At 69.3% G+C, this 22082-nt stretch carries 16 protein-coding genes and 1 tRNA gene; 9 read left to right on the plus strand and 8 right to left on the minus strand.

Annotated features, from left to right (window positions below; genetic code table 11):
- Window positions 1-273: 273 nt before the first annotated feature.
- The 4 genes from ACQEVG_RS01375 to phoU form a co-directional block, all read right to left on the minus strand.
- Window positions 274-852 (minus strand): hypothetical protein, encoded by a 579-nt coding sequence (locus ACQEVG_RS01375; RefSeq protein WP_432975699.1) that lies wholly within the window; start codon window positions 850-852, stop codon window positions 274-276.
- A 32-nt stretch (window positions 853-884) separates the two neighbouring features.
- Window positions 885-7127, minus strand: a complete 6243-nt coding sequence (locus ACQEVG_RS01380) for a DNRLRE domain-containing protein (protein WP_432975702.1) — start codon at window positions 7125-7127, stop codon at window positions 885-887.
- A 915-nt stretch (window positions 7128-8042) separates the two neighbouring features.
- Window positions 8043-8192 carry a hypothetical protein gene (locus tag ACQEVG_RS01385; protein WP_360878024.1) on the minus strand — a complete coding sequence of 50 codons (150 nt, stop codon included), beginning with the start codon at window positions 8190-8192 and terminating at the stop codon, window positions 8043-8045.
- 166 nt (window positions 8193-8358) lie between these two features.
- The gene (phoU, locus tag ACQEVG_RS01390) at window positions 8359-9036 is read right to left on the minus strand and encodes a phosphate signaling complex protein PhoU (RefSeq protein ID WP_432975705.1); all 678 of its coding nucleotides are present in this window, start codon (window positions 9034-9036) and stop codon (window positions 8359-8361) included.
- A gap of 199 nt (window positions 9037-9235) precedes the next feature.
- Here phoU and ACQEVG_RS01395 point away from each other — a divergent pair, with 199 nt between their 5' ends.
- Window positions 9236-10492, plus strand: coding sequence for a sensor histidine kinase (locus tag ACQEVG_RS01395; RefSeq protein WP_432975708.1), 1257 nt, complete (start codon window positions 9236-9238; stop codon window positions 10490-10492).
- Window positions 10489-11169 carry a response regulator transcription factor gene (locus ACQEVG_RS01400; RefSeq protein ID WP_108149499.1) on the plus strand — a complete coding sequence of 227 codons (681 nt, stop codon included), beginning with the start codon at window positions 10489-10491 and terminating at the stop codon, window positions 11167-11169. Before ACQEVG_RS01395 ends, ACQEVG_RS01400 begins: the two co-directional genes overlap by 4 nt.
- A gap of 73 nt (window positions 11170-11242) precedes the next feature.
- Here ACQEVG_RS01400 and ACQEVG_RS01405 read toward each other — a convergent pair whose 3' ends face one another.
- Window positions 11243-11914 (minus strand): DUF461 domain-containing protein, encoded by a 672-nt coding sequence (locus ACQEVG_RS01405; protein WP_432975712.1) that lies wholly within the window; start codon window positions 11912-11914, stop codon window positions 11243-11245.
- Window positions 11915-12566: 652 nt separating this feature from the next.
- Between ACQEVG_RS01405 and ACQEVG_RS01410 the strand changes: the two genes are divergently transcribed.
- The 6 genes from ACQEVG_RS01410 to ACQEVG_RS01435 all read left to right on the plus strand — a co-directional run bounded on the left by ACQEVG_RS01410 (window position 12567) and on the right by ACQEVG_RS01435 (window position 19130).
- Window positions 12567-13049 carry a CarD family transcriptional regulator gene (locus tag ACQEVG_RS01410; protein WP_003953493.1) on the plus strand — a complete coding sequence of 161 codons (483 nt, stop codon included), beginning with the start codon at window positions 12567-12569 and terminating at the stop codon, window positions 13047-13049.
- Between the two features lie 286 nt (window positions 13050-13335).
- Window positions 13336-14082 carry a 2-C-methyl-D-erythritol 4-phosphate cytidylyltransferase gene (ispD, locus tag ACQEVG_RS01415; protein ID WP_432975715.1) on the plus strand — a complete coding sequence of 249 codons (747 nt, stop codon included), beginning with the start codon at window positions 13336-13338 and terminating at the stop codon, window positions 14080-14082.
- Entirely contained in the window at window positions 14072-14593 is a 522-nt protein-coding gene (ispF, locus tag ACQEVG_RS01420; RefSeq protein ID WP_432975718.1) for a 2-C-methyl-D-erythritol 2,4-cyclodiphosphate synthase, read from the plus strand. Before ispD ends, ispF begins: the two co-directional genes overlap by 11 nt.
- A gap of 137 nt (window positions 14594-14730) precedes the next feature.
- A complete protein-coding gene (cysS, locus tag ACQEVG_RS01425; protein ID WP_432975721.1) occupies window positions 14731-16131 on the plus strand; it encodes a cysteine--tRNA ligase in 1401 nt (466 codons plus the stop codon).
- A 140-nt stretch (window positions 16132-16271) separates the two neighbouring features.
- Complete coding sequence (rlmB, locus tag ACQEVG_RS01430; RefSeq protein WP_432975724.1) at window positions 16272-17222, plus strand: 23S rRNA (guanosine(2251)-2'-O)-methyltransferase RlmB; 951 nt, start codon at window positions 16272-16274, stop codon at window positions 17220-17222.
- Window positions 17223-17438: 216 nt separating this feature from the next.
- Complete coding sequence (locus tag ACQEVG_RS01435; RefSeq protein ID WP_432975727.1) at window positions 17439-19130, plus strand: DoxX family membrane protein; 1692 nt, start codon at window positions 17439-17441, stop codon at window positions 19128-19130.
- Between the two features lie 108 nt (window positions 19131-19238).
- On the opposite strand, the gene ACQEVG_RS01440 is transcribed toward ACQEVG_RS01435, so the two are convergent.
- From ACQEVG_RS01440 to ACQEVG_RS01450, 3 genes are all read right to left on the minus strand, one after another.
- Window positions 19239-19961: a nucleotidyltransferase family protein gene (locus ACQEVG_RS01440; protein ID WP_432975730.1), complete on the minus strand. Its 723-nt coding sequence runs from the start codon at window positions 19959-19961 to the stop codon at window positions 19239-19241.
- A 38-nt stretch (window positions 19962-19999) separates the two neighbouring features.
- Window positions 20000-20422, minus strand: coding sequence for a hypothetical protein (locus tag ACQEVG_RS01445; protein ID WP_432975733.1), 423 nt, complete (start codon window positions 20420-20422; stop codon window positions 20000-20002).
- Window positions 20423-20682: 260 nt separating this feature from the next.
- Window positions 20683-21819: an ABC transporter ATP-binding protein gene (locus ACQEVG_RS01450; protein ID WP_432975736.1), complete on the minus strand. Its 1137-nt coding sequence runs from the start codon at window positions 21817-21819 to the stop codon at window positions 20683-20685.
- Window positions 21820-21998: 179 nt separating this feature from the next.
- On the opposite strand from ACQEVG_RS01450, the gene ACQEVG_RS01455 reads away from it, so the two are divergent.
- Window positions 21999-22075 (plus strand) — tRNA-Thr (locus tag ACQEVG_RS01455).
- Window positions 22076-22082: the final 7 nt, after the last annotated feature.

Below are 22082 nucleotides of genomic sequence, written 5' to 3' on the forward strand. Positions count from 1 at the left end.
GCCCCCTACCTGCGGTTATTCCGCGAGTAGGGGGCTTGAGTCGTTCCCGGGGCCGTCTGTGGGCCGTCAGCCCGGGTTCCGGGCCTTGTCGTACGCAGCCGCGATGGCCTTGCGCGTCCGCTCCTGGCTGTTCGCTCACGGCCTTGATGTTCTCTCCACCGTCGAGCAGGGCCGAGGCATAGAAGTGCCTCAGCGCGTGCATCCCGTGCTCGCGAGCGGCCGCATAGCCTTGGGTGGCTAGCTGTACTGCCCAGCGAAAGGGCCCGCAGTGATCTACGGCTGAACGGCGGGATCAATCGCTCTCACCACGTGACCATCCGTGGTCCCGCCCGCGCATTTCCAGACCGCGGTCTCATGGAAGTAACCCACATGCATACCGCGGTCGTGCTCGCCGCAGACGGGCCAGGTCACGCGATGGTGGCTCATGACGAATTCCTGCACTCCTTCCGCCACAGCACCCAGAACCTCTGCCGAATCGGGTGTGGAGACCTCCGCCGACTTGATGTGGACCACGCCGACCGGTCCCAGGTCCGGGTCGCGCACGTAGTCGAGGTAGCAGAAGTCGTCGCCGGTGGCCGCTTTCCCGGTGTCCTGCTCCGCCGACCTGGTGACCGTCTCGAAGGCCGACCTCGCCATGGAGAAGGTTCGCGCGGTCCAGGATTCACAGAACTCCGATTCCGGAATTTCTCCACGCTCGCCGTACAGCTCGGCCATCCACGACAGTACTTCCTCGGGGAGCTGCTCCCCCTGCCGCCAGACCGCTCGCAGCATCCGGTCCTGCCAGTCCGAGAAATTCGACATCATCGCTGCCTTCCGATGGCAATGAAAGCCGGGGGAGAAGTGGCTGCCCACTTCTCCCCCGGCGGTGATCAACGCGAAGGGTCTCAGGTGAAGAGGCCGTAGACGTTCAGGGTCGGGTTCCTGACGCAGATGTTCATGACGGTGAACTTTCCGCTGAATTCAACGTTGTCCGTCCAGTCGAACCAGAAGGTCATGCCCATGGCCCTGTACTTCCCCCGGTCCGACTCCGGTCTTCCTCTCCCGTTCGGGACACCCCAGGAGCCGTGGAAGACGTAGGTGCCCGGCTCCAGGTGGCCGTAGCTCTGATTCTTCTTGGCGTTGTACAGCGGAAGGACGATGGTGTACACGAACTTCAGAGCGCCGTACTTCTTCCAGATGCTCTTCAGCTTTACGTACCAGGTCAGGCTGCACTTGGACTTCCCGGTGCAGTTCCTGCTGATGCCGATGGTGTAGTTCTTCGTCTTCTTCGTCTGAGTGCGGTAGTTCAGCTCACCGCTGGTGTCCGATTGACCGATCGGGTCGGCGGGGTAGATGTAGGCGCTGGTGTTGCCGCCGTAGACCGGGTCGCTCTGGAGGAAGCGGCCGGTGGTCGGATCGTAGACGCGGACGCCCATGAGGGTGTATCCGGCCAGGCCGTCGGTGGCTTTCTGGTAGGCGCCCAGGGACCCGTACTTCGCCGCGGCGGCCGTGGCGTCCAGCGGGTTGCCGTACTCGTCGTATTGCTGGACCGTGGCGGCGGACGTCGCCAGGTTCAGCCGGACGGAGATGTCACCGTGCAGGTTGGCCAGTTGGAGGACCGCGCCGCCGGTGGCACCGGTGGTGGCGGCCAGGCCGCCGGAGAGGTCGGGGACATTCCGGCTGACAGTGGAGGCGGAACCCGCGGTGGTGACCGTCCAGGACGAAGTGTCGCAGCCACAGTTGTAGTGGTTCACCGTGGTGCTCGTGGTCGACCAGGTCGCGCCGCTGTCGCTGGTGGTCGCGGTGGCCGAGGACGCCAGGCGGCCGGAACCGTCCAGACCCCAGGTGGTACGGGTGGAGCCCACGGTCTCACTGGCCACCAGGTCGTTGGTGTAGTAGGCCAGGGTCTTGCCCGCCACCTGGGTGGTGCGCCCGAAGGCGTCGTAGGTGTAGCCCCCGGCGATGAGGCGACCCGCGGTGTCGTGCGCGTACGCCGTGCTGGAGGTGGTGGGGGCGGAGCCCGCGGCCGTGACCGTGGTGGTCAGTGAGGTGCGGTTGTCATCCGTGTCGAAGGCGTAGGCGCGCGAGGTCGTCGTCGTGCCGTCGTCGTCGGTGGCCAGGGCCAGGCGCCCGGAGGCGTCGTAGCCGTAGGCGGTGGACAGGGTTCCGCCGTCGGTCTGGGTGTGACCGGTCTGCTTGCCGTGGATGGTGTAGGTCGCGGAGTCGGAGAGCACGGTGGTGCCTGAGGAGTCCGCGTAGGTCACCGACGTCTGGTTGCCCGTCGTGTCGTAGGTCGTGGCCAGGGTGTAGCCACCGGGGAGGGTCTCACCGGTGAGAGCGCCGTCGGCGTCGTGGGCACCGGCCGTGAACGTCCCGGCGACCGAGTCGGTGATGGACCGGGCCTGGCCGGTGGTGGGGTCGTAGGTGTAGGTGGTGGTGGACGGCACCGAGTCGGACGCCGTCACCGGGCGGTCGAGGATGTCGTAGGTGAAGGAGCTGGTGCTGCCCGACCCGTCGCTGTAGGTGAGTGTCCGCCCCAGGGCGTCGTACGTCGAGGTAGACGTCTTGCCGTTGGCGGTGGTGCTGGCGACCTGGCCGGTGGCCCCGTCGTAGGTGATGGTGGTGGCCGGAGTGCCTGTTCCGGTGCCGCCGGTGACGGTCGTGCCGGTCGGACGGCCCGCCGCGTCGGGCGCGGTGGTGGTCGTACGGGTCACGCCGTTGGCGGTCTCGGCCTTGGTGACGACCTGGCCCCACCGACCGTAGGTGTAGACGGTGGTGACGGCCTCGGCGGGGTTGGTCCCGCCACCCGAGATGGCCGCGGCCGGGGCGGTCCTGCAGAGCAGGCCGTCCCACTCGGTCGAGGCGCAGGCGCCGGTGGCGTGCGCGTCGTAGTAGGTGTACACCAGCGTGCCCGCGTCCGAGCCGGACGATTTCGGGGTGCGGGTGGTGGCCACACGGCCCGCGCTGTCGTAGCTGGTCACCTGGCCCGCGGACTCGCCGCCGCCGGTGGTGGCCAGTTCGGAGCCCGTGGACCAGTCGTAGGTGGTGGTCGTGGTCTTGGCCTCCGCGTCGGTGGCGTAGCCGGCTATGGCCGCGCCCGTGGTGGAGGAGGTGACCAGGTCGGAGACCGCCGCGTTTGCCGGGGCTCCCTCGTCGTAGGCGTAGGAGGTGTGGGCACGGGCCGGGATCACCGTGCCGGCGGCCAGGGTGGACTCGGGGGTGGTGCCGGTGAGTTCCGCGGCCAGGGTGATCTGGTGCAGCGGACCGTACTCGTCCGTCACACGGGTGCCGTCGGCGGAGTACTCCAGCAGGGTGGCCAGCTGCTGGGCGCGCTCGGCGGTGGACAGATCGGTCAGGCCCAGGGCGGCCAGTTCTGTCGCCGCGTTGGCGGAGGTGCCCAGGGCGAGTTCCCGGTTGCCGGCGGTCAGGTCGGAGGACTCGTTGCCGAGCAGGTCGTACTCGGTGGTGGTGATCGCACCACCCGGGCTCACGGTGTTGGTCTCCGCTCCGTTCGCGTTGATGTAGCTGATCGTGGCCCGGGCATAGGCGCCGGCTGTCAGGTCGCCGCCGGTGCTGGAGGCCGGAACGCTGTCGGCGGGGAAGAACGCGGTGGCGTCGGTGGGCGCCTCGTCCTGTCCCCAGGTGGCGACCGTCGCGGTGTCCATCTGGTACGGGGCGGCGGTGCCGGAGACCGGGACGTCGTAGACGACGGTGGTGGCCGCCGTGCCGGACGTGGTGCTCGCGGAGCCCGCGGCGAGCGCGGCACGCGAAACCTTGAGGAGCATGCCGGCCCCCGAGGTCAGGGCCGAGCCGGCCGTGCCGTAGGTGAAGGTCCAGGGCAGCTCGCCCGGCTTGGTGTACGTGGCTACGCGGCCGTCGGTGCCGTAGGTGTACTCCGTCTTCAGCGAGGGGCTGATGCGCGGGTCCCACACCTGGCGCAGCTGGCCGGAGGCGTTGTAGGCGTACGAGGCGAGCGTCTCGGAGGTCGAGGCGGAGGCACCGGGGGTGGTGGCCCACAGCTTGACGGCCGAGACCTGGTTCAGATAGTCGCCCAGTGTGCTGGAAGTGGCCGTGGTGGCCGGCGCGTAGACGTACTCCAGTACCCGGCAGCCCTTCGTGGACGGCGTCGTCTGGCAGGTCGTCGCAGTCGCCGCGCTCGTCGGCGAGACCACGTACCTCGGACGGGCCAGCTTCTTGCCGCCCACGTCCACCGTCGTCGAGAAGACCGTGACCGTCGAGTCGTCGACCGCCGAGGCCGACGAGAACACCGTCCACGTCGTCGAGGCCGGGTCCGCCTTCGCGAACACGACCGTGTTGGCGTCGGTGTCGGTCAGCGTGAACATGTTCGTGGTGGTCGAGTAGGTCAGCGTCAGGGACTCGGCACCGATCTCCGGCTGCCAGCCGCCGCTGCTCGTCGCGGTGAATGCGATCGCGCTGCCGTCACCGGCCAGTACCTCGACAGAGGAGCCGGAGGTCTCGCGGATCTGCGTGTAGTCGCTCGACTCGGCGGAGACGGCCGACGTCCAGCCGGGGCCGAAGATCTGCGCCTGGCCCTCGGTGTCGGTGCTGTTGGTACGCGAGGAGAACGTACGGTCCACGCTCGCGGCGAAGGTGGAGGCGTCGGTGGCCGACAGGGTGAAGTCACCGGTGAGTTCGTTGACCTGGCCCGGGCCGATCTGATTGGTGAGGGCGGTGCCCGCGTCCCGGTCGAGGGTGACCTCGGCGGTCTGCGAGTAGCCGGTGGTGGTGCCGTTGGTGAACGCGGCCCGCAGCTGGATCGCGCCGTCCTCGGCGAGGGTGGAGACGGTGTTCCACACCAGCTTGGTCGCGGTGCCGCCGCTGACGGCGACGGGCCAGGCGGAGACGGCGGAGCCGGAGGCGGTCACGGCACCGACGGGCACGGTGTGCCAGATGTCGGTCTCGCCGCGCCGGTACTGCCAGGTCACGCCGGTGTAGGTGGTGAGGCCCTTGGCCGCCAGGGTGACCCGGCGGGCGGTGGTGTCGCCGTCCTGCGGGGAGAGGATCGCCGCGCCGTCGGCGCCGACGCCGAAGCTGTAGGCGGTGCTGGCGGTGGAGAGGTTGCCGCCGGAGTCGATGGTGCGCGCGTACAGCGTGTGCCAGCCGCCCGCCGGGTTGATGCTGATGGTCTGCGCGTCGCCGCCGGTGCCGTTGGTGGTGTCCAGCTTCGTGTTCGGCAGGGACGCGTCGTCCAGGCCCCACTGGTAGCCGGCACCGTCCGTGGAGGAGGTGTCGAGGGTGCAGTTCACGGCGGCGGAGGCCTTGGCGGTCCAGCCGTTCTGGGCGTACGTGTCACAGGTGACGGTCGGTGCGACCGGCTTGGCCGTGTTCAGCACGAACGTCGTGTAGCCCGACCACGACCCGAAGTCCGTACCGTCGTACGCCCGCGCCCGGTAGCGAACATGGCTGCCGGAGGGGAAGGCGGAGGCGGAGGGGATGGCCAAGGTCGAGGTGGAGCCGGAGGCCACGGTCTTGCCGTACGCCGTGAGGGAGTATGTGGTGTCCGCGTACGCCGGGTCGGCGGTGATCTCGTACTGCGCCTGGACGTTGGCCCCGTCCGGGTCGGTCACCTTCGACGACAGGGTCGGGGTGAGCGAGGTGACGTAGCGCTTGCCGTTGTAGGCGTTGACCTGCGAGGGCGCGATCGCCGTCGAACTGGGCACCGCCGGGTAGGAGTTGTACGTCACGGTCAGGTGCGGCTCGGTGGAGCCGTCGCCGGAGACGTAGTTGGCGGAGCGGTAGCGGCGCCAGGTGGTGGAGTCGGTCTCCGAGGCACCCGCGATACGGACACCGTAGTTGGTGGAGCCGTCGGCCCAGGCCTGCACGATGGCGTCGATGTCGAAGTTGACGGTGCCGGCCGGGCAGGAGTCGTTGTAGCCCTTGGCCGCCGTGCTGGTGACCGCGCCGGTCGTGGTGGTGGCGGGCTGGTCGCCCCAGGTGATGTCCGAGGTGGTCCAGGCCCCGGTGATTCGCCGCACCTGCGTGCCCGCGCCGGTGGTGGCACAGGTCGAGGAGTAGTACGAGTACAGGGCAAGGTTGGTGTCGGTGATGTGCTTGCCCGTGAACGCCGACACGTCGAACTTCAGGTAGGCGCGGGCCTTGGTGGTCCCCGCGTCGTACGTACCCGACTTCAGCTCCTCCGAGGAGACCTGGGAGTCGGGGTAGTTGGTGGCGACCCAGGTGTCCGCGGAGGCGGCGAGCGTGCTGGTGGGGTCGACGGTGACCGGGTAGGTCAGCTTGTTGTCGGTGAAGTAGCTCGCGTCCGGGGTGAGGACCAGGGTCTGCGACCCGTCCTCGGCCGTCTCCACCTTCGTGGCGACGGGGGCCTGGTGCTTCGACTCGCCGGACTTACGGTCCTTGGAGGAGTCCCACATCATCGGTGCGGGCGCCTCGGCGACCAGCTTCCCTGCGCCGTCCTTCAGCAGCAGGTGACCGGATTCGGCCACCGACAGCTCAAGTCCCTTGAGCCGCATGGGTATCCGGTACTCCAGCGGACCCTCGGGCGCCTTGTCCAGGACAACGTTCTGGCTGAACCCCTGCGACAGCGCGGTGACCGTCAGGGTCTCGCCGTCACCGAGATCGTAGGAGGCGGTGTCGTCCTTCACCGAAGGCGTCGGAAGTTTCGACTCCCAGCCCATCCCGAACGACTTCGCGCCCTTGGTGACCGAGGCGAGCGCGGTGTCCCCGCCGTCGGAGACCGCGATGTCGGCGGCGGCCACCTCCGGCTCCAGCGCACTTCCCTCGTCGGCCAGAGCGGTGTCGATGTTGCGCCAGACGCCGTCGACCTTCTGCCGGATCGGCGCCGCGTACGTGGATGTCTGCAACTGCCCGTTGGGCAGCGCGTACGTCGTCGAGCTGGCGGAACGTTTCGCCAACACCTCGATCCTGCGGCCCTGCAACCGGGCCATCAGCAACGCGGCGGCCGTCGAATCGGCCGAAGACGCCGCCGACTTGGCGGACTTGCCTGCGGCCGTCGCCCGCGTGGTGGCGGAGTCCGCGGCAGCGAAGGCCTGCCCGCTCCCCAGCGACACCAACGCCGCCTCGGCGACCAGTACGGCGGCGACGGCGAGCGCGGTGCGTCTTGGCGATATGCCCGCGACTCGCGCCCTTCCCCGTTGTCTGAATCTCAACACGACTCCTGTGATCACGCCATGACGCCTGACGCCATGGGCTGCGTGATTGTAAATGGAGGGAATCGGTGAAGATCACCAACGATGCGGCCACTCCGGGCGGAGCCCTCGAAATCGTTACGTCATCTTGCCTGTCAGTCGCTTGACCTGCACAGGTATGGGTCACATAAGCGCCGGGACGGCGGCGGAGTTCGCGCGATGGTCGCGCTGCCCGCGTGCGCATGTGGGGCGATTTCCGGCAAAGGGCCGACGGTCGTCGGTGCCGGACTTGACCGCGAGCTGCCGGGTGCGTCGGTATGGAAACGTGATGTGGAGTTGGTGCTCTTGTCCTGATGCGGACGACGGCTCCCGCCACTCGCGCCCGCGCGGAAGGCCATGCGCTGATCTCGGTTCCGTGATGGAACAGGGGCGGTCCTCCTTCTGCTAACCCGAAGAGGACACGGAGCGGCCATTCGCCCAGGCTGGCACCCAAACGGCCCGCGAATGACCGCTTTCCAAGCCCATAGCCCCATCCGTCGTCACAGACCAGCTGTCGCTGCTCGCTCTGGTGGACAAAACAGCGCAATATCGTGGCTGATGCCGGTGGGGGTGCAGCGAGGCATACGCGTGTGTGGTCGGCCGGCGCACCCGCCGTCGTGGCTGACTGTGCTGAGGTTCAGAAGGGGCGCATCCAGGGTGCCAGCCGTCAGCCGAGTGCGGCTGGGCCGTCCCTGGGCCGTCCAACGTTGCTCGACAGTGGCCAATGGCGACCAACAACAACCACGAAGCGCATGAACTCACCGCGCCTGACCAGGAAAAGCGCAGGTCACCAAGACTCCCGGCAAGACCCAGGGCAAGAAGAAGTAATCCGGTACGTATCAAAAAGGACCCCGTCCGGCGTGGACGGGGTCCTTTCGCGTACGTACGAAGGATCGGCTATCCGCAGCAGCCGCCGCATTGGCAGGGCGCGCCCGACTGGCAGCCGCAGCCACAGCCCGAGCCGCAGCCGCAGGCGCCGAGCACGGGCAGGAGCACCACCTCGACGGGGGTTTCCTGCTGGGCGTCGGTCGTGGGGGATTCGGCCATGGGTCCCTCCTCATCGGCGTACGAGATGTACCGCCTCTGCCCATTGCATGCCCGCTTGTGCGGGCGCATCAACAGCGCGTTGAGGCACACCGCGAGTCGCTCCACGACGGGCGGCCGCCGGCCGGGGTTCGGTCGGTCCGCACCCCGGCCCCTGCCCTGCGGCGCCCTACGCGCCTTCGACCGCCGTCGGCGGCTGGATCTCGTCCGCGTGCTCGCCCGTCACCAGATACACGACCCGCTTCGCCACCGACACCGCATGGTCCGCGAAGCGTTCGTAGTAGCGGCCGAGCAGGGTCACGTCCACCGCCGTCTCGATGCCGTGCTTCCAGCGGTCGTCCATCAGGTGCTGGAACAGCGTGCGGTGCAGCAGGTCCATCTCGTCGTCGTCCGTCTCCAGCTGCAGCGCCAGGTCGACGTCCTTGGTGATGATCACCTCGGCCGCCTTCGCCATCAGCCGCTGCGCCAGCTGCCCCATCTCCAGGATGGTGGCGTGCAGATCGTGGGGCACCGCGGTGTCGGGGAAGCGCAGCCGGGCCAGCTTGGCCACATGCTGGGCCAGGTCCCCCGAGCGCTCCAGGTCCGCGCTCATCCGCAGCGAGGTCACCACGATCCGCAGATCCGTCGCGACCGGCTGCTGCCGCGCCAGCAGGGCAATCGCCCGTGCCTCCAGATCGTGCTGCAGATCGTCGACCTTCTGATCAGCGGCGATCACAGTCTCGGCGAGCTTCAGATCGGCGTCGAGCATGGCCGTGGTGGCGCGCCCGATCGCCGACCCGACCAGCCGGGCCATCTCGACCAGGCCCTCGCCGATCGAGTCCAGTTCCTCGTGGTACGCGTCCCGCATGGGATGTCCCTCTCTTGATGCGACCGGGGTCCGGGTGGGGCTTCGGACCCCCACGCTCCCACGTTCTGTCCGTTACGCGTCCGGCTCCTCCCTCGGAAGTGAATCAGCCCTATCCCCTTGGTGAACTCTGGGCGACGAGTGTTCGAGGTGCCATCCGTAAGGCTGGGAGCATGCCCCTGGCCACGCATAACCTGGGTGCATGGACGTGAACGCGGCTGTCGCCGCAGCGGCAGCGATCGCCGGGCTGTGTACCGGTGTCATCGCCATGCTGGCGTTCCGCTGGAGCGAACGCGACCAGAGGAGACCCACCCGCACCTCCCTGCACATTGCTGCCGTGCTGCCGCCCGGTGTCGACACGGTCCTGTCCGTGCTGCGTTCCTCCGCGGTCGTCCTGGACGAGAGCGACTCCGTCGTCAAGGCCAGCTCCGCGGCGTATGCCCTCGGTCTGGTGCGCGGCGGCAAGCTCGCTGTCGAGCCGCTGCTGCACATGGCCCGCGACACCCGGCGCGACGGCGAGATACGGCAGGTCGAACTGGACCTGCCCCGGCGCGGCACCGGCCGCGGCGAGGCGCTCGCCGTCTCCGCCCGGGTCGCCCCGCTCGGCTCCAGGCTCGTGCTGCTGCTGGTCGACGACCTGACCGAGGCCCGCCGGATCGAAGCCGTACGGCGCGACTTCGTCGCGAACGTCAGCCATGAGCTCAAGACCCCGGTCGGCGCGCTCTCCCTGCTCTCCGAGGCGGTCAAGGACGCCTCGGACGACCCCGAGGCGGTGGAACGCTTCGCCGGCCGGATGCAGATCGAGGCGACCCGGCTCACCAATCTCGTACAGGAGCTGATCGACCTCTCCCGGGTGCAGAACGACGACCCGCTGGAGGACGCGGAGCCGGTACGCGTGGACGAACTGGTCGCCGAGGCGATCGACCGGTCCCGGCAACCGGCGTCCACCAAACAGATCACGATGGCCGCGGGAGGCACCTCCGACCTGCGCATCTGGGGCAACCGCGGCCAGCTCGCCGCGGCCCTGGGAAACCTGGTCGAGAACGCCGTCAACTACTCACCCGCCCGCACCCGGGTCGGCATATCCGCGCGCCGGGTGGCCGCGCCCGGCGGGGATCTCATCGAGATCGCCGTCACCGACCAGGGCATCGGCATCTCCGAAAAGGACCGCGAGCGGGTCTTCGAGCGGTTCTACCGCGTCGACCCCGCGCGCTCCCGGGCCACCGGAGGCACCGGCCTCGGACTGGCCATCGTCAAGCACGTGGCCGCCTCGCACGGCGGGGAGGTCACGGTGTGGAGCTCCGAGGGACAGGGCTCCACCTTCACTCTGCGGCTTCCCGAAGCGGGCGCCGTACGGGACCGTACATCCACCGGACCGGATCGCGCCGACGAGGACGACGACCGGCCTTACGACACCGATCCGAACACCGAGATCCATGCCCCGGAGGTCCTTCCGTGACCCGAGTGCTCGTCGTCGAGGATGAGGAATCATTCAGCGACGCCCTGTCCTACATGCTCCGCAAGGAAGGTTTCGAGGTCGCGATCGCGACCACGGGGCCCGAGGGGCTCGACGAGTTCGAGCGCAATGGCGCCGACCTCGTCCTCCTCGACCTGATGCTGCCCGGGCTGCCGGGCACCGAGGTGTGCCGCCAGCTGCGCGGCCGCTCGAATGTCCCGGTAATCATGGTGACCGCCAAGGACAGTGAGATCGACAAGGTCGTCGGGCTCGAAATAGGAGCCGACGACTACGTCACCAAGCCGTTCTCCTCGCGGGAGCTGGTCGCCCGCATCCGCGCGGTCCTGCGCCGCCGCGGCGAGCCTGAGGAGGTCGCCCCCGCGGCCCTGGAGGCGGGCCCGGTCCGGATGGACGTGGACCGCCACGTCGTCACGGTCTCGGGCGGCAAGGTCGACCTCCCGCTGAAGGAGTTCGACCTGCTGGAGATGCTGCTGCGCAACGCGGGCCGGGTGCTGACCCGTATGCAGCTGATCGACCGCGTCTGGGGCGCGGACTACGTGGGCGACACCAAGACCCTGGACGTCCACGTCAAGCGCCTCCGCGCCAAGATCGAGCCGGATCCGGGTGCGCCGAGGTATTTGGTGACGGTGCGGGGCCTGGGCTACAAGTTCGAGCCGTAAACCGGCCTCCCGAACCCGTACACGCACGCAGGCGCCCCGCCGGGCTCGTCCGGCGGGGCGCCTGCGTCATGCGTCAGTGGTCCGCGCTCTGCGACGCCGAGGCCGAGTCGGACGGGGTGCCGCCCTCGCCCGGGTTGCCCGCCTGGCCCGTGGCGGACTGCGACGGGGTGCCGGGCGTCCCGGACGGAGAGCCGGAGGGCTTGGTCGACGGCTCCGCCGGCGGCTTCGGCAGCGAGCTCGGGCCGTAGCCCTCGAAGTAGCTCGTCGCCGGCTCCACGAGCGCCTGCACCTTCACGTCGCCCGTCTCGCTGAGGCGGAAGGCGACCTCCTGCACGCCACCCGCGTTCTTCGACAGCTCGCGGCCGCTGTCGATCACCGCGGCCGCGTTGCCCTTGCCGCCGAGGATGATCGAGCCCTGCGCCGGCACGACCACCGGTCCGGAGCCACCGGCCGCGGTCAGCTTCACCTCGCCGGCGCCCGCCACCGTGATCGACTCGATCGTCTGGTTCGTGGAGCCGGCGTTGAAGACCGTGGCGGAGACGACCGCGGGACCCTCCGCGTCCGCCTTCGGCTGGGTGATGACCAACGCGTTCTGGATCTTGATCTCGTCGACCGTCACCGCGGCGTTGTCCGGCTTCACCTCGAGGGTCTGCGCGTCGTTGCCCGCGGCGCAGGCGGAGAGCGAGGCGATCGAGAACACGATGGCAACGGCGGCGAGGGCGCCGCGTCGAAGGCTGCGGCTCACGGCGGCGGCATCTCCTTGGACGTACGGACTGGCTACGGACGGTCTACGGACAGCTGTTGAACGGGCGTGCTCAGGCGCAGCAGAAGTCCACAGATCACCAAGCCCGCGTCAGTTCGCGCTTAGGTTACCGATCGCCCGCACCGGTCCCGCACCCGACCCGCCCCTTCACCGGCAGCCGCGTCCCGCCACCCTCCCGTCGCACCTCACCGCGCACCCGCACCGCACCCCTCGCGCTCCCGCCGCACTGCGGACCATGTCGTTTCGTACGCCGTTCACATAACCCCAGTGATCAATTCCACGGGCCGCCACGCATTCCTTACCGAATACCTCTCGGTGATCAATTCAGGATTCGACGAGGATCCGTCCGGACGGGTGACCGACGGCCGAACGGAGTACGGGAAGTTCACCGCTGGGAATCGGGCAAATCGGGACGTTCGGCCTCTTCGGAGGGGGTTGCGCCGGGTGTAACGTGCGCGTTTCTGTCCGCACGCGCAGCCGCTCCGACCTGCGAATACCCCCCTCCGGAAGCCGCCCGCAGCACGTTCGTGTTGCTGTTGTCAAGCCCCGAGATATGCCCTGACCTGCGAAAACGCCATTCAGAAGAAGCCGTATCCGTGTTACTCTGGATAGCCACGGAAGGGGTACCTGTCACATGACGTTCAAGGTTGGCGACACCGTGGTCTATCCCCATCACGGGGCCGCGCTGATCGAGGCCATCGAAACTCGCCAGATCAAAGGCGTGGACAAGACCTACTTGGTGCTCAAGGTCGCCCAGGGCGACTTGACGGTTCGCGTGCCGGCGGACAATGCGGAGTTCGTGGGCGTTCGCGATGTGGTTGGTCAGGACGGGCTCGACCGGGTCTTCGAGGTGCTGCGCGCACCGTATGCCGAAGAGCCGACGAACTGGTCCCGTCGCTACAAGGCAAATCTCGAGAAACTCGCCTCGGGCGATGTCATCAAGGTCGCCGAAGTGGTACGTGACCTGTGGCGTCGTGAGCGAGAGCGTGGGCTTTCCGCAGGTGAGAAGCGGATGCTCGCCAAGGCGCGCCAGATTCTGGTGAGTGAGCTCGCTCTCGCAGAGAACACCAACGAAGACAAGGCCGAGGCTCTCCTCGACGAAGTCCTCGCGTCCTGACGCACGTACAGCGTTGGATTCAACAAAGTGCCGCGGTGCCCGCTGACATGCTGTGATTACAGTTCTGTCGCCGGGCGCTGCGGCATGTTCACGTTCTGTTGACCACAGCACGTGCTCACAGCGCGCTTGATCTCGGCACGCACAGCACCTGCTGCTGCTGATGTGCCGGGCCCGGGCGGCTGGCGCAGACCAGTTGTCACGGAAGGGTCCGGTCAAGGCGTCGCGCCCGGCACGCTGTGGCCATACCCATGTCGGCCGAGGAAACAAACCTGCCGGAGTGCAACCGATGTCAGACGAATCGCGCCCGTACCGCACCGCAGCGGTGATCCCGGCGGCCGGCCGGGGTGTACGGCTCGGCCCGGGCGCCCCCAAAGCGCTCCGTACCCTGAACGGCACGCCCATGCTCATCCACGCCGTACGAGCCATGGCCGCCTCCCGCGCCGTCTCGCTCGTCATCGTGGTGGCCCCGCCCGACGGCGCCCCCGAGGTGAAGCACCTCCTCGACGAACACGCGCTGCCGCAGCGGACGGACTACCTCGTCGTGCCCGGCGGCGACACCCGCCAGGAATCCGTACGCCTCGGCCTCAAGGCCCTCCCCGACGACATCGGCATCGTCCTCGTCCATGACGCGGCCCGCCCGCTCGTGCCCGTCGACACCGTGGACGCCGTGATCGAGGCGGTACGGGACGGAGCCCCGGCGGTCGTGCCCGCGCTGCCGCTCGCGGACACCGTCAAGGAGGTCGAGCCGGCCGGCAAGGACGCCCCCGAGCCGGTCGTGGCCACACCCGCGCGGGCCCGGCTGCGCGCCGTACAGACCCCGCAGGGCTTCGACCGGGACACCCTGGTCCGCGCGCACGAGACGGTCGTGCTGGACGGCGACGGCGCGACGGACTGCGCCGGCATGGTCGAGCAGCTCGGCGAGCCGGTCGTCGTCGTACCCGGCCACGAGGAGGCGTTCAAGGTGACCCGCCCCCTCGACCTCGTACTGGCCGAGGCGGTCCTCGCCCGAAGGAGGGCCAACGATGGCTTCTGAGCTGCCCCAGGACTCTCCCCAGGGCCTTCCTCCGGTCCTTCCCCGGATCGGCATCGGCACGGACGTCCACGCCTTCGAGGCGGGGCGCGAGCTGTGGTGCGCCGGACTCCTGTGGGAGGGCGAGGACGGACTCGCCGGGCACTCCGACGGAGACGTCGCCGCGCACGCAGCCTGCGACGCGCTCTTCTCCGCGGCCGGCGTCGGCGACCTCGGTGCCCACTTCGGCACCTCCCAGCCCGAGTGGTCCGGCGCCTCCGGTGTCACCCTGCTCGCCGAGGCGGCACGGATCGTCCGGGCCGAGGGCTTCGAGATCGGAAATGTCGCCGTCCAGGTCATCGGCGTACGCCCGAAGATCGGCAAGCGGCGCGACGAGGCCCAGAAGACGCTGGGCGCCGCCGTCGGCGCACCGGTCTCCGTGTCGGGGACCACGACGGACGGGCTCGGTCTCACGGGCAGGGCCGAAGGACTTGCGGCCATCGCCACCGCTCTGGTGTTCCGCACGAACGGCTGAATTCACGGGCATCGGCGGCGAGTTGTCGCCAAAAAAACCGGGGTCACGCTCGTATCCCGCTCGGACTACGTCACAAAGTTGTTCCCGCGCCCAAGAAGGGTCGCGGGGCACTGGCATCGGGCCACTACCCTTGATGCGTGACCATTCGCCTGTACGACACCAGCGCCCGGCAGATCCGTGACTTCACCCCGCTCACGCCGGGCTGCGTCTCGATCTACCTCTGTGGTGCGACCGTGCAGGCCGCTCCGCACATCGGACACGTCAGGTCCTACCTCAACTTCGACATCATGCGCCGCTGGTTCCAGTACCGCGGCTATGACGTGACCTTCATCCGCAATGTGACCGACATCGACGACAAGATCATCGCGAAGTCGGCCGAGCAGAACCGCCCCTGGTGGTCGATCGGGTACGAGAACGAGCGTGCCTTCAACGAGGGCTACGACGCCCTCGGCTGCCTGCCGCCCACGTACGAACCGCGCGCCACCGGCCACATCACCGAGATGGTCGAGATGATGCGCGGCCTCATCGAGCGCGGCCACGCCTACGAGGCAGACGGCAACGTCTACTTCGACGTGCGCTCCTTCCCCGGCTATCTGGAGCTGTCCAACCAGGACATCGACGATCTGCGCCAGCCGTCGGGCGAGGGCGAGACCGGCAAGCGGGACCAGCGCGACTTCGCCATGTGGAAGGCGGCGAAGCCGGGCGAGCCGAGCTGGGAGACGCCCTGGGGCCGCGGCCGGCCCGGCTGGCACCTGGAGTGCTCGGCCATGGCCCACAAGTACCTGGGCACCGCCTTCGACATCCACGGCGGCGGCATCGACCTGATCTTCCCGCACCACGAGAACGAGATCGCCCAGGCCAAGGCCTTCGGCGACGACTTCGCGAAGTACTGGGTGCACAACGCCTGGGTGACGATCGCCGGCGAGAAGATGGCGAAGTCGCTCGGCAACTCGGTGCTCGTCTCCGAGATGGTCAAGAACTGGCGGCCGATCGTGCTGCGCTACTACCTCGGTACGCCGCACTACCGCTCGATGATCGAGTACAGCGAGGATGCCCTGCGCGAGGCCGAGTCCGCGTTCGCGCGGATCGAGGGCTTCATCCAGCGCGTGGTCGAGAAGGCGGGGGGAGTCGTCGAGCCCGCGCCCGAGGTGCCGCCCGCCTTCGCCGAGGCGATGGACGACGACCTGGGCGTCCCGCAGGCGCTCGCCATCGTCCACACCACGGTCCGCCAGGGGAACTCCGCACTGGCCGCCGACGACAAGGAAGCCGCCGTCGCCCGCCTCGCCGAGGTGCGTGCCATGCTCGGCGTCCTCGGCCTGGACCCGCTCGATGCGCACTGGGCGGGCGAGGTCGACCGCGGCCAGGACCTGCACGGTGTCGTCGACACCCTGGTGCGGCTCGTGTTGCAGCAGCGTGAGGCGGCCCGGGAGCGGAAGGACTGGGCCACGGCGGACGCCATCCGCGACCAGCTCAACCAGTCCGGCCTGGTCATCGAGGACGGCCCGCAGGGGCCGCGCTGGACTCTCGGCCCGCGCTAGCGCGTCCGGGAGCCCTGCGGATCCCGCGGACCCTGCGGAATCCGCAGACCCCGCTGAATCCTCCGGAATGTGCCGCCCGGGCCGCCGGGCGGCACACTTTCATTACGTACGTACTTCTGAAGCAACGAAACAGGTAGGTCATGGCCGGGAACAGCCAGCGCAGGAACCGCCGCACGTCCAACAAGAAGGGCGCGCAGGTCGGCAGCGGTGGCAAGCGACGCCGCGGGCTCGAGGGCAAGGGCCCGACGCCGCCCGCCTCCGCCCGCAAGGGACACAAGAAGAACCGGGTCGCCAACGCCCAGGCGAAGCAGGCGGCACGGCGTCCCGTCGCCCGCCGCGGCGGCAAGGGCACGTCCGAGATGGTCGTCGGCCGCAACCCGGTGTTCGAGGCGCTGCGTGACGGCGTGCCCGCCTCCACGCTGTACGTCCAGCAGTTCATCGACAACGACGAGCGGGTGCGCGAGGCGCTCCAGCTCGCCACCGGGCGCGGCAACATCAACATCATGGAGGCCCCGCGCCCCGAGCTCGACCGGATGACGAACGGGCTCAACCACCAGGGCCTGGTGCTCCAGGTCCCGCCGTACGAGTACGCGCACCCCGAGGACCTCGCGGCCGCCGCCTTCGACGACGGCGATGAGCCGCTCATCGTCGCGCTCGACGGCGTGACCGACCCGCGCAACCTCGGCGCGGTCGTCCGCTCCGTCTCCGCCTTCGGCGGCCACGGCGTGGTCGTCCCGGAGCGCCGCGCGGCCGGCATGACGGCCGGCGCCTGGAAGACCTCGGCCGGCACGGCGGCGCGCACCCCGGTCGCCCGCGCGACCAACCTGACCCGGGCCCTGGAGTCGTACCAGAAGGCGGGCCTCACGGTCGTCGGCCTCGCCGCGGACGGCGAGCACGAGGTCGGCGACCTCGAAGCGCTCGGCGGCCCGGTCGTCATCGTGGTCGGCAGCGAGGGCAAGGGCCTGTCGCGCCTGGTCGGCGAGACGTGCGACTACCTGGTCCGGATTCCCATGCCGGGAGGCGCGGAGTCGCTGAACGCCGGCGTGGCAGCGGGCGTGGTCCTGTACGAGGCGGCAAAGCGACGCGTCTGACGCCGCGCCCGACGGCCGGGAGGGGCGGGAGAAGAGAGGGGCCGAGGCGGGGCGTCCGACGCCTTGAACCCCGCCTTTCGGCCGTTTCAAGATCTTTGACGGGTCTCGGACAGATAGGGCCCGTCGGAGCAGTGTCCTAATCACAAGTCACTCGGTTAGATGAGTGTGGACACCAGAACGCCCCGGCCCGGGTTCGATGATCAGCCTGCGCTGAGCATGGTCAAGGTGGACTGCGATCCCGCGCAGGTCATCGTCAACCACGCCAGCTTCCGGGTGCAGCTCGCCCAGAGCTCGCGCCCCGCACGTGCCCTGCCGGACACCGCATGGATTCCCGTCCTCGGCGGAGCCGGGACGGCGGTGCGGCGGCGGGCGCCCGTTGTGTGGAGCGGCAGATCGGCACCGGGGGACGCCGGCGCGACCGGTCTGCTGCAGGCAGTGCGCAATTCCACCGCGCAGAGCGACTCGTACGGCAACGACTCGTACGGCAACGACTCGTACGGCAACGACTCGTACGGTAGCGACACCTACGGCAGTGACTCGTACGGCAACGGCTCCTACGACAGCGGTACTTACGGTGACCGTGGTACCTACGGCGACCGTGGTGCTTACGACCGCGGTACCTACGACAGCGGCGCGACACAGGTCATCCCGCGGGTCGACCTGGCCGCCCAGACCGCGCAGACACCCCTGGCCGCCCCGCCCGGCTCGGGCGGCACCCCCGACAGACCGCTGCTGCCGCCGATGCGGCAGGCCGTCGGCGCCTACGACTCGTACCGCTCGTACGGACAAGAGCCGCCCGTGGACGAGGAGTTCGAGGGGTTCGATGACGGCGGCGACGGGGCGCACATCCAGCGGCACGGCGCCGACGCCGTCCGGCACGCCTACTACCCCGGCCGCCGGATGAACCTCGGTGTGGTGCTGCTGCCGCTGCGGGTGTTCCTCGGCTTCATCTCCATCTACGCGGGCATGGGCAAGCTCTGCGACCCCGTCTACTTCGACGGCGGCGAGCGCGGCTCGATGGTGAAGTGGCTCACCTCCCTGCACCCATGGGCCCTGGCCGAGCCGTTGCGCGACTTCGCGCTCTCCCACCCGGTGGGCGCGGGCCTCACCGTCGCCTTCCTCCAGGTCGTCGTGGGCGTGCTCACCGTGCTCGGGCTCTGGCAGCGGGTCGCGGCGGTCATCGGCGCACTGCTGTCGGCGGCGCTGATCCTGACGGTGACCTGGAAGACGGTGCCCGCATACGATGCGCCCGACATCATCTACCTCGCCGCCTGGTCCCCGCTGATCATCGCGGGCGCCCCCGTCTACTCGATCGACGGGCGCCTCGCGGGCGAGGCCTGGCGCAAGCTCGGGCCGCGCTCCCAGCTGTGGGAACTGCGGCGACGCGTGCTGCGGCGCGGCGGCATCGTCGCCGCCGTCGTGGTCGGCCTCACGCTGCTGATCGGCTCGGTGCTCGGTGGCGCGGTGCGTTCCACGGACATGGTGACCGTGCCGGGGCCGAACCAGGACCCGACCAACCACCTGCCGGGGTCCCCGCTGCCGGACGAGCCCAGCAGCGAGCGCAGCACCGCGGGCGCGTACGGCGACGACGACAGTCCGTCGCCGTCCGCGAGCCGTTCCCCCGAGGCCGAGAAGTCGACGCCTTCCGAGGACACGGCCAGCCAGAGCGGCACGATCGGCGACCGGCCCAGCGAGACGCAGGGCACCGGGCAGCAGCCGCCCCGGCACTCGGAGCCGGTACAGCCGCCGTCCAGCAGCTCAGGCCCCTCGTCGAGCGGCGGGACGGGCAGCGGGGGCAGTTCCAGCGGTGGCTCCTCCAGCGGTGGCGGCGGAGGCGGGGACGGCTCCGGCGGGGGTTCGGGCGGCAGCTCCGGCGGCGGCAGAGTGATCGGCGGCCTGCTCGGCTGAGTGACGCGTACGGCGGCGCCGATGACGGCGCCCACGACGGAAGGGGCGGCCACCGCGGTGGCCGCCCCTTCCGTCGTGAGCCGTTCGTGACCCGTTTACGTCGGCCCGTCAACGGGCCTGCGCGGCAAGCTCCTTGGCGGCCTCGGTGAGGTCCTTGGCGGTGTCGATCGCCCGCCAGTACGCGCCCTGCGGCAACGGGAAACCGGCCAGCCGGCGCTCTCGTGCGAGACGGGGGAAGGTGGTCCGCTCGTGGTCGCCCCGGTCGGGCAGCAGCCCCGTGAAGGCGGCGGAGAACACGTACACACCCGCGTTGATGAGATACGGCGACGGCGGGGACTCGACGAAGTCCGTGATGTGCCCGAAGGTGTCCGTCTCAACCGCTCCCCAGGGGATCCGCGGACGGGCGAGGGCGAGCGTGGCGGTGGCGTCCCGCTCGCCGTGGAAGGCGGCCATCTCGCGCAGCGAGAAGCGGGTCCAGATGTCGCCGTTGGTGGCGTACCAGGGCTGGTCCGGATGCGGGAGGTGGGCGGCGGCGTACTTGAGGCCGCCGCCGCGGCCCAGAGGTTCCGTCTCGACGACGGTAGTGACCCGCAGCGGCAGGTCGGCGCTCTCCAGCCACTGCTGGAGTACCTCGGCGAGATGGCCGCAGGAGACGACGGCGTCCGTCACGCCCTCGGCGGCCAGCCAGGCAAGCTGATGGCCGATGATCGGGGTCCCGGTTCCCGGGATCTCGACCATCGGCTTGGGGCGGTCGTCGGTGTACGGGCGCAGCCGGGAGCCCTGGCCGCCCGCCAGGACCACGGCCTGCGTCGGATACGTAGGCGTATGCATGCCGTGAACGATATGCGGCGCAGGCCGGGGCCCGCCGCTCAGCTCCCCTGGGTCTGCTGGGAGACGCCCGTTGCGAAGGAGGTGTCGCAGACAGGGCGGGAGAAGCTCTGGGCGCGGGTGGGGCCGTACCGGTCGACGGCGGCGCGGCCGAGTGCGCGGGCGATCGACACGCAGTGCTTGGCGAGCGACGGGCGTTCCTCGACCGCGCGCTGGAGGTGGGTGAGGGCGGTGCCCGGGTCCTTCTCCTGGAGTTCGGTGAGGAGCTTGTCGCGCAGCACGTCCTGCGGGGCGCGCGACTTGGCGCGCACGGAGACGTTCTCCGAGGAGGCGGTGAGCATCTGCGACTCGGTGGTGTGCCCTGCCCACGGGACGCTGGTGACTGCGAGGGTTCCGGAGAGCACCAGGACGACGGGCAGAACGAGGGCGAGAGAGCGGCCGATTCGGCGGGCTGTGTGGGTCACGCGAGCGAGCGTAGCGGTCAGTGATGATTTGGCGACATTTAGTCACTCGTGCGGGGGATGGTTCGATACCGCTTTTCGAATCAGGCGTTGACGTACGGGCTCGAATGGGCCTGAAATGACCGATGTGCCGGGGTATTTGTCGACATACGGGAACGGCCCCGCAGTGAACTGCGGGGCCGCTCCGACGCATTGGGACTGTGCTGGCCTGTGCGGCTGTCCGGGCCTGCGCGGCCGGCGATGTGCGGGCCTGCGGACCCCGGTCAGTCGCTGAGGCGCTCGCCCGTCGAGGTCGAGAAGACGTGGATCTCGCCCGGACGCGGCACGACATGCAGCTCGGCACCCTTGTCCGGGACGGAGCGGCCGCCGACGCGGACGACGAGGTCCTTGTGCTCGCCGCCGACCTGAGCGGAGCCGTACACATAGCCGTCGGCGCCGAGTTCCTCGACGACGTTCACCGAGACGGCGAGGCCGGCCGGGGCGTCCTCGCTGTCCTTGGAGAGCGACTTGGCCGCCGAGCCGTTGAGCTCGACCACGTCGAAGTGCTCCGGGCGGACGCCGACCGTGACCGTGGTGTCGCCCCGGTCGGCGGCGGCGGACAGGGCCTCGCGGGAGACCGGCACGACGCTGTTGCCGAACTTCACACCGCCGTCGGTGATCTTGACCTCGACGAGGTTCATCGCCGGGGAGCCGATGAAGCCGGCGACGAAGAGGTTGGCCGGGCGGTCGTACATGTTGCGCGGCGAGTCGACCTGCTGCAGCAGACCGTCCTTGAGGACGGCCACCCGGTCGCCCATGGTCATGGCCTCGACCTGGTCGTGCGTGACGTACACCGTGGTGATGCCGAGACGGCGCTGCAGGCTCGCGATCTGCGTACGGGTCGAGACACGCAGCTTGGCGTCGAGGTTCGACAGCGGCTCGTCCATGAGGAAGACCTGCGGCTCACGCACGATGGCGCGGCCCATGGCGACGCGCTGGCGCTGACCGCCGGAGAGCGCCTTGGGCTTGCGGTCGAGGTACTCGGTGAGGTCGAGGATCTTCGCGGCCTCCTCGACCTTCCTGCGGATCTCGCTCTTGTTGACGCCGGCGATCTTGAGGGCGAAGCCCATGTTGTCGGCGACGGACATGTGCGGGTAGAGCGCGTAGTTCTGGAACACCATGGCGATGTCCCGGTCCTTGGGCGGCAGGTGCGTGACGTCGCGGTCGCCGATGCGGATGGAACCGCCGTTGACGTCCTCGAGACCGGCGAGCATGCGCAGGGAGGTCGACTTGCCGCAGCCGGAGGGTCCGACGAGTACGAGGAATTCGCCGTCCTCGGTCTCGATCTCGAGCTGGTCGACGGCGGGCTTCTCGGAGCCCGGGTAGATCCGGGTTGCCTTGTCGAACGTGACAGTGGCCATGGTTGATCTTCTCCTCCACCGGCAGGAACGTGCCGGACGATCCGAGTAAGGGAGTGGTCTGGTCCACCCTGGGCGGACCTGCCGCGACGCTACCTGGCGTTGTCTGTTCTGTCAGCAGGTGGACGGTGATGAAATTTTCGCCCGGGTCGGGGTTGGGGGTTGGTTACACTGCTACGGCTGCCTCCTTAGCTCAGCTGGCCAGAGCAACGCACTTGTAATGCGTAGGTCGTCGGTTCGAATCCGACAGGGGGCTCCATCGCGAC

The organism is Streptomyces sp. CA-135486, assembly GCF_050936555.1.
GTDB lineage: Bacteria > Actinomycetota > Actinomycetes > Streptomycetales > Streptomycetaceae > Streptomyces.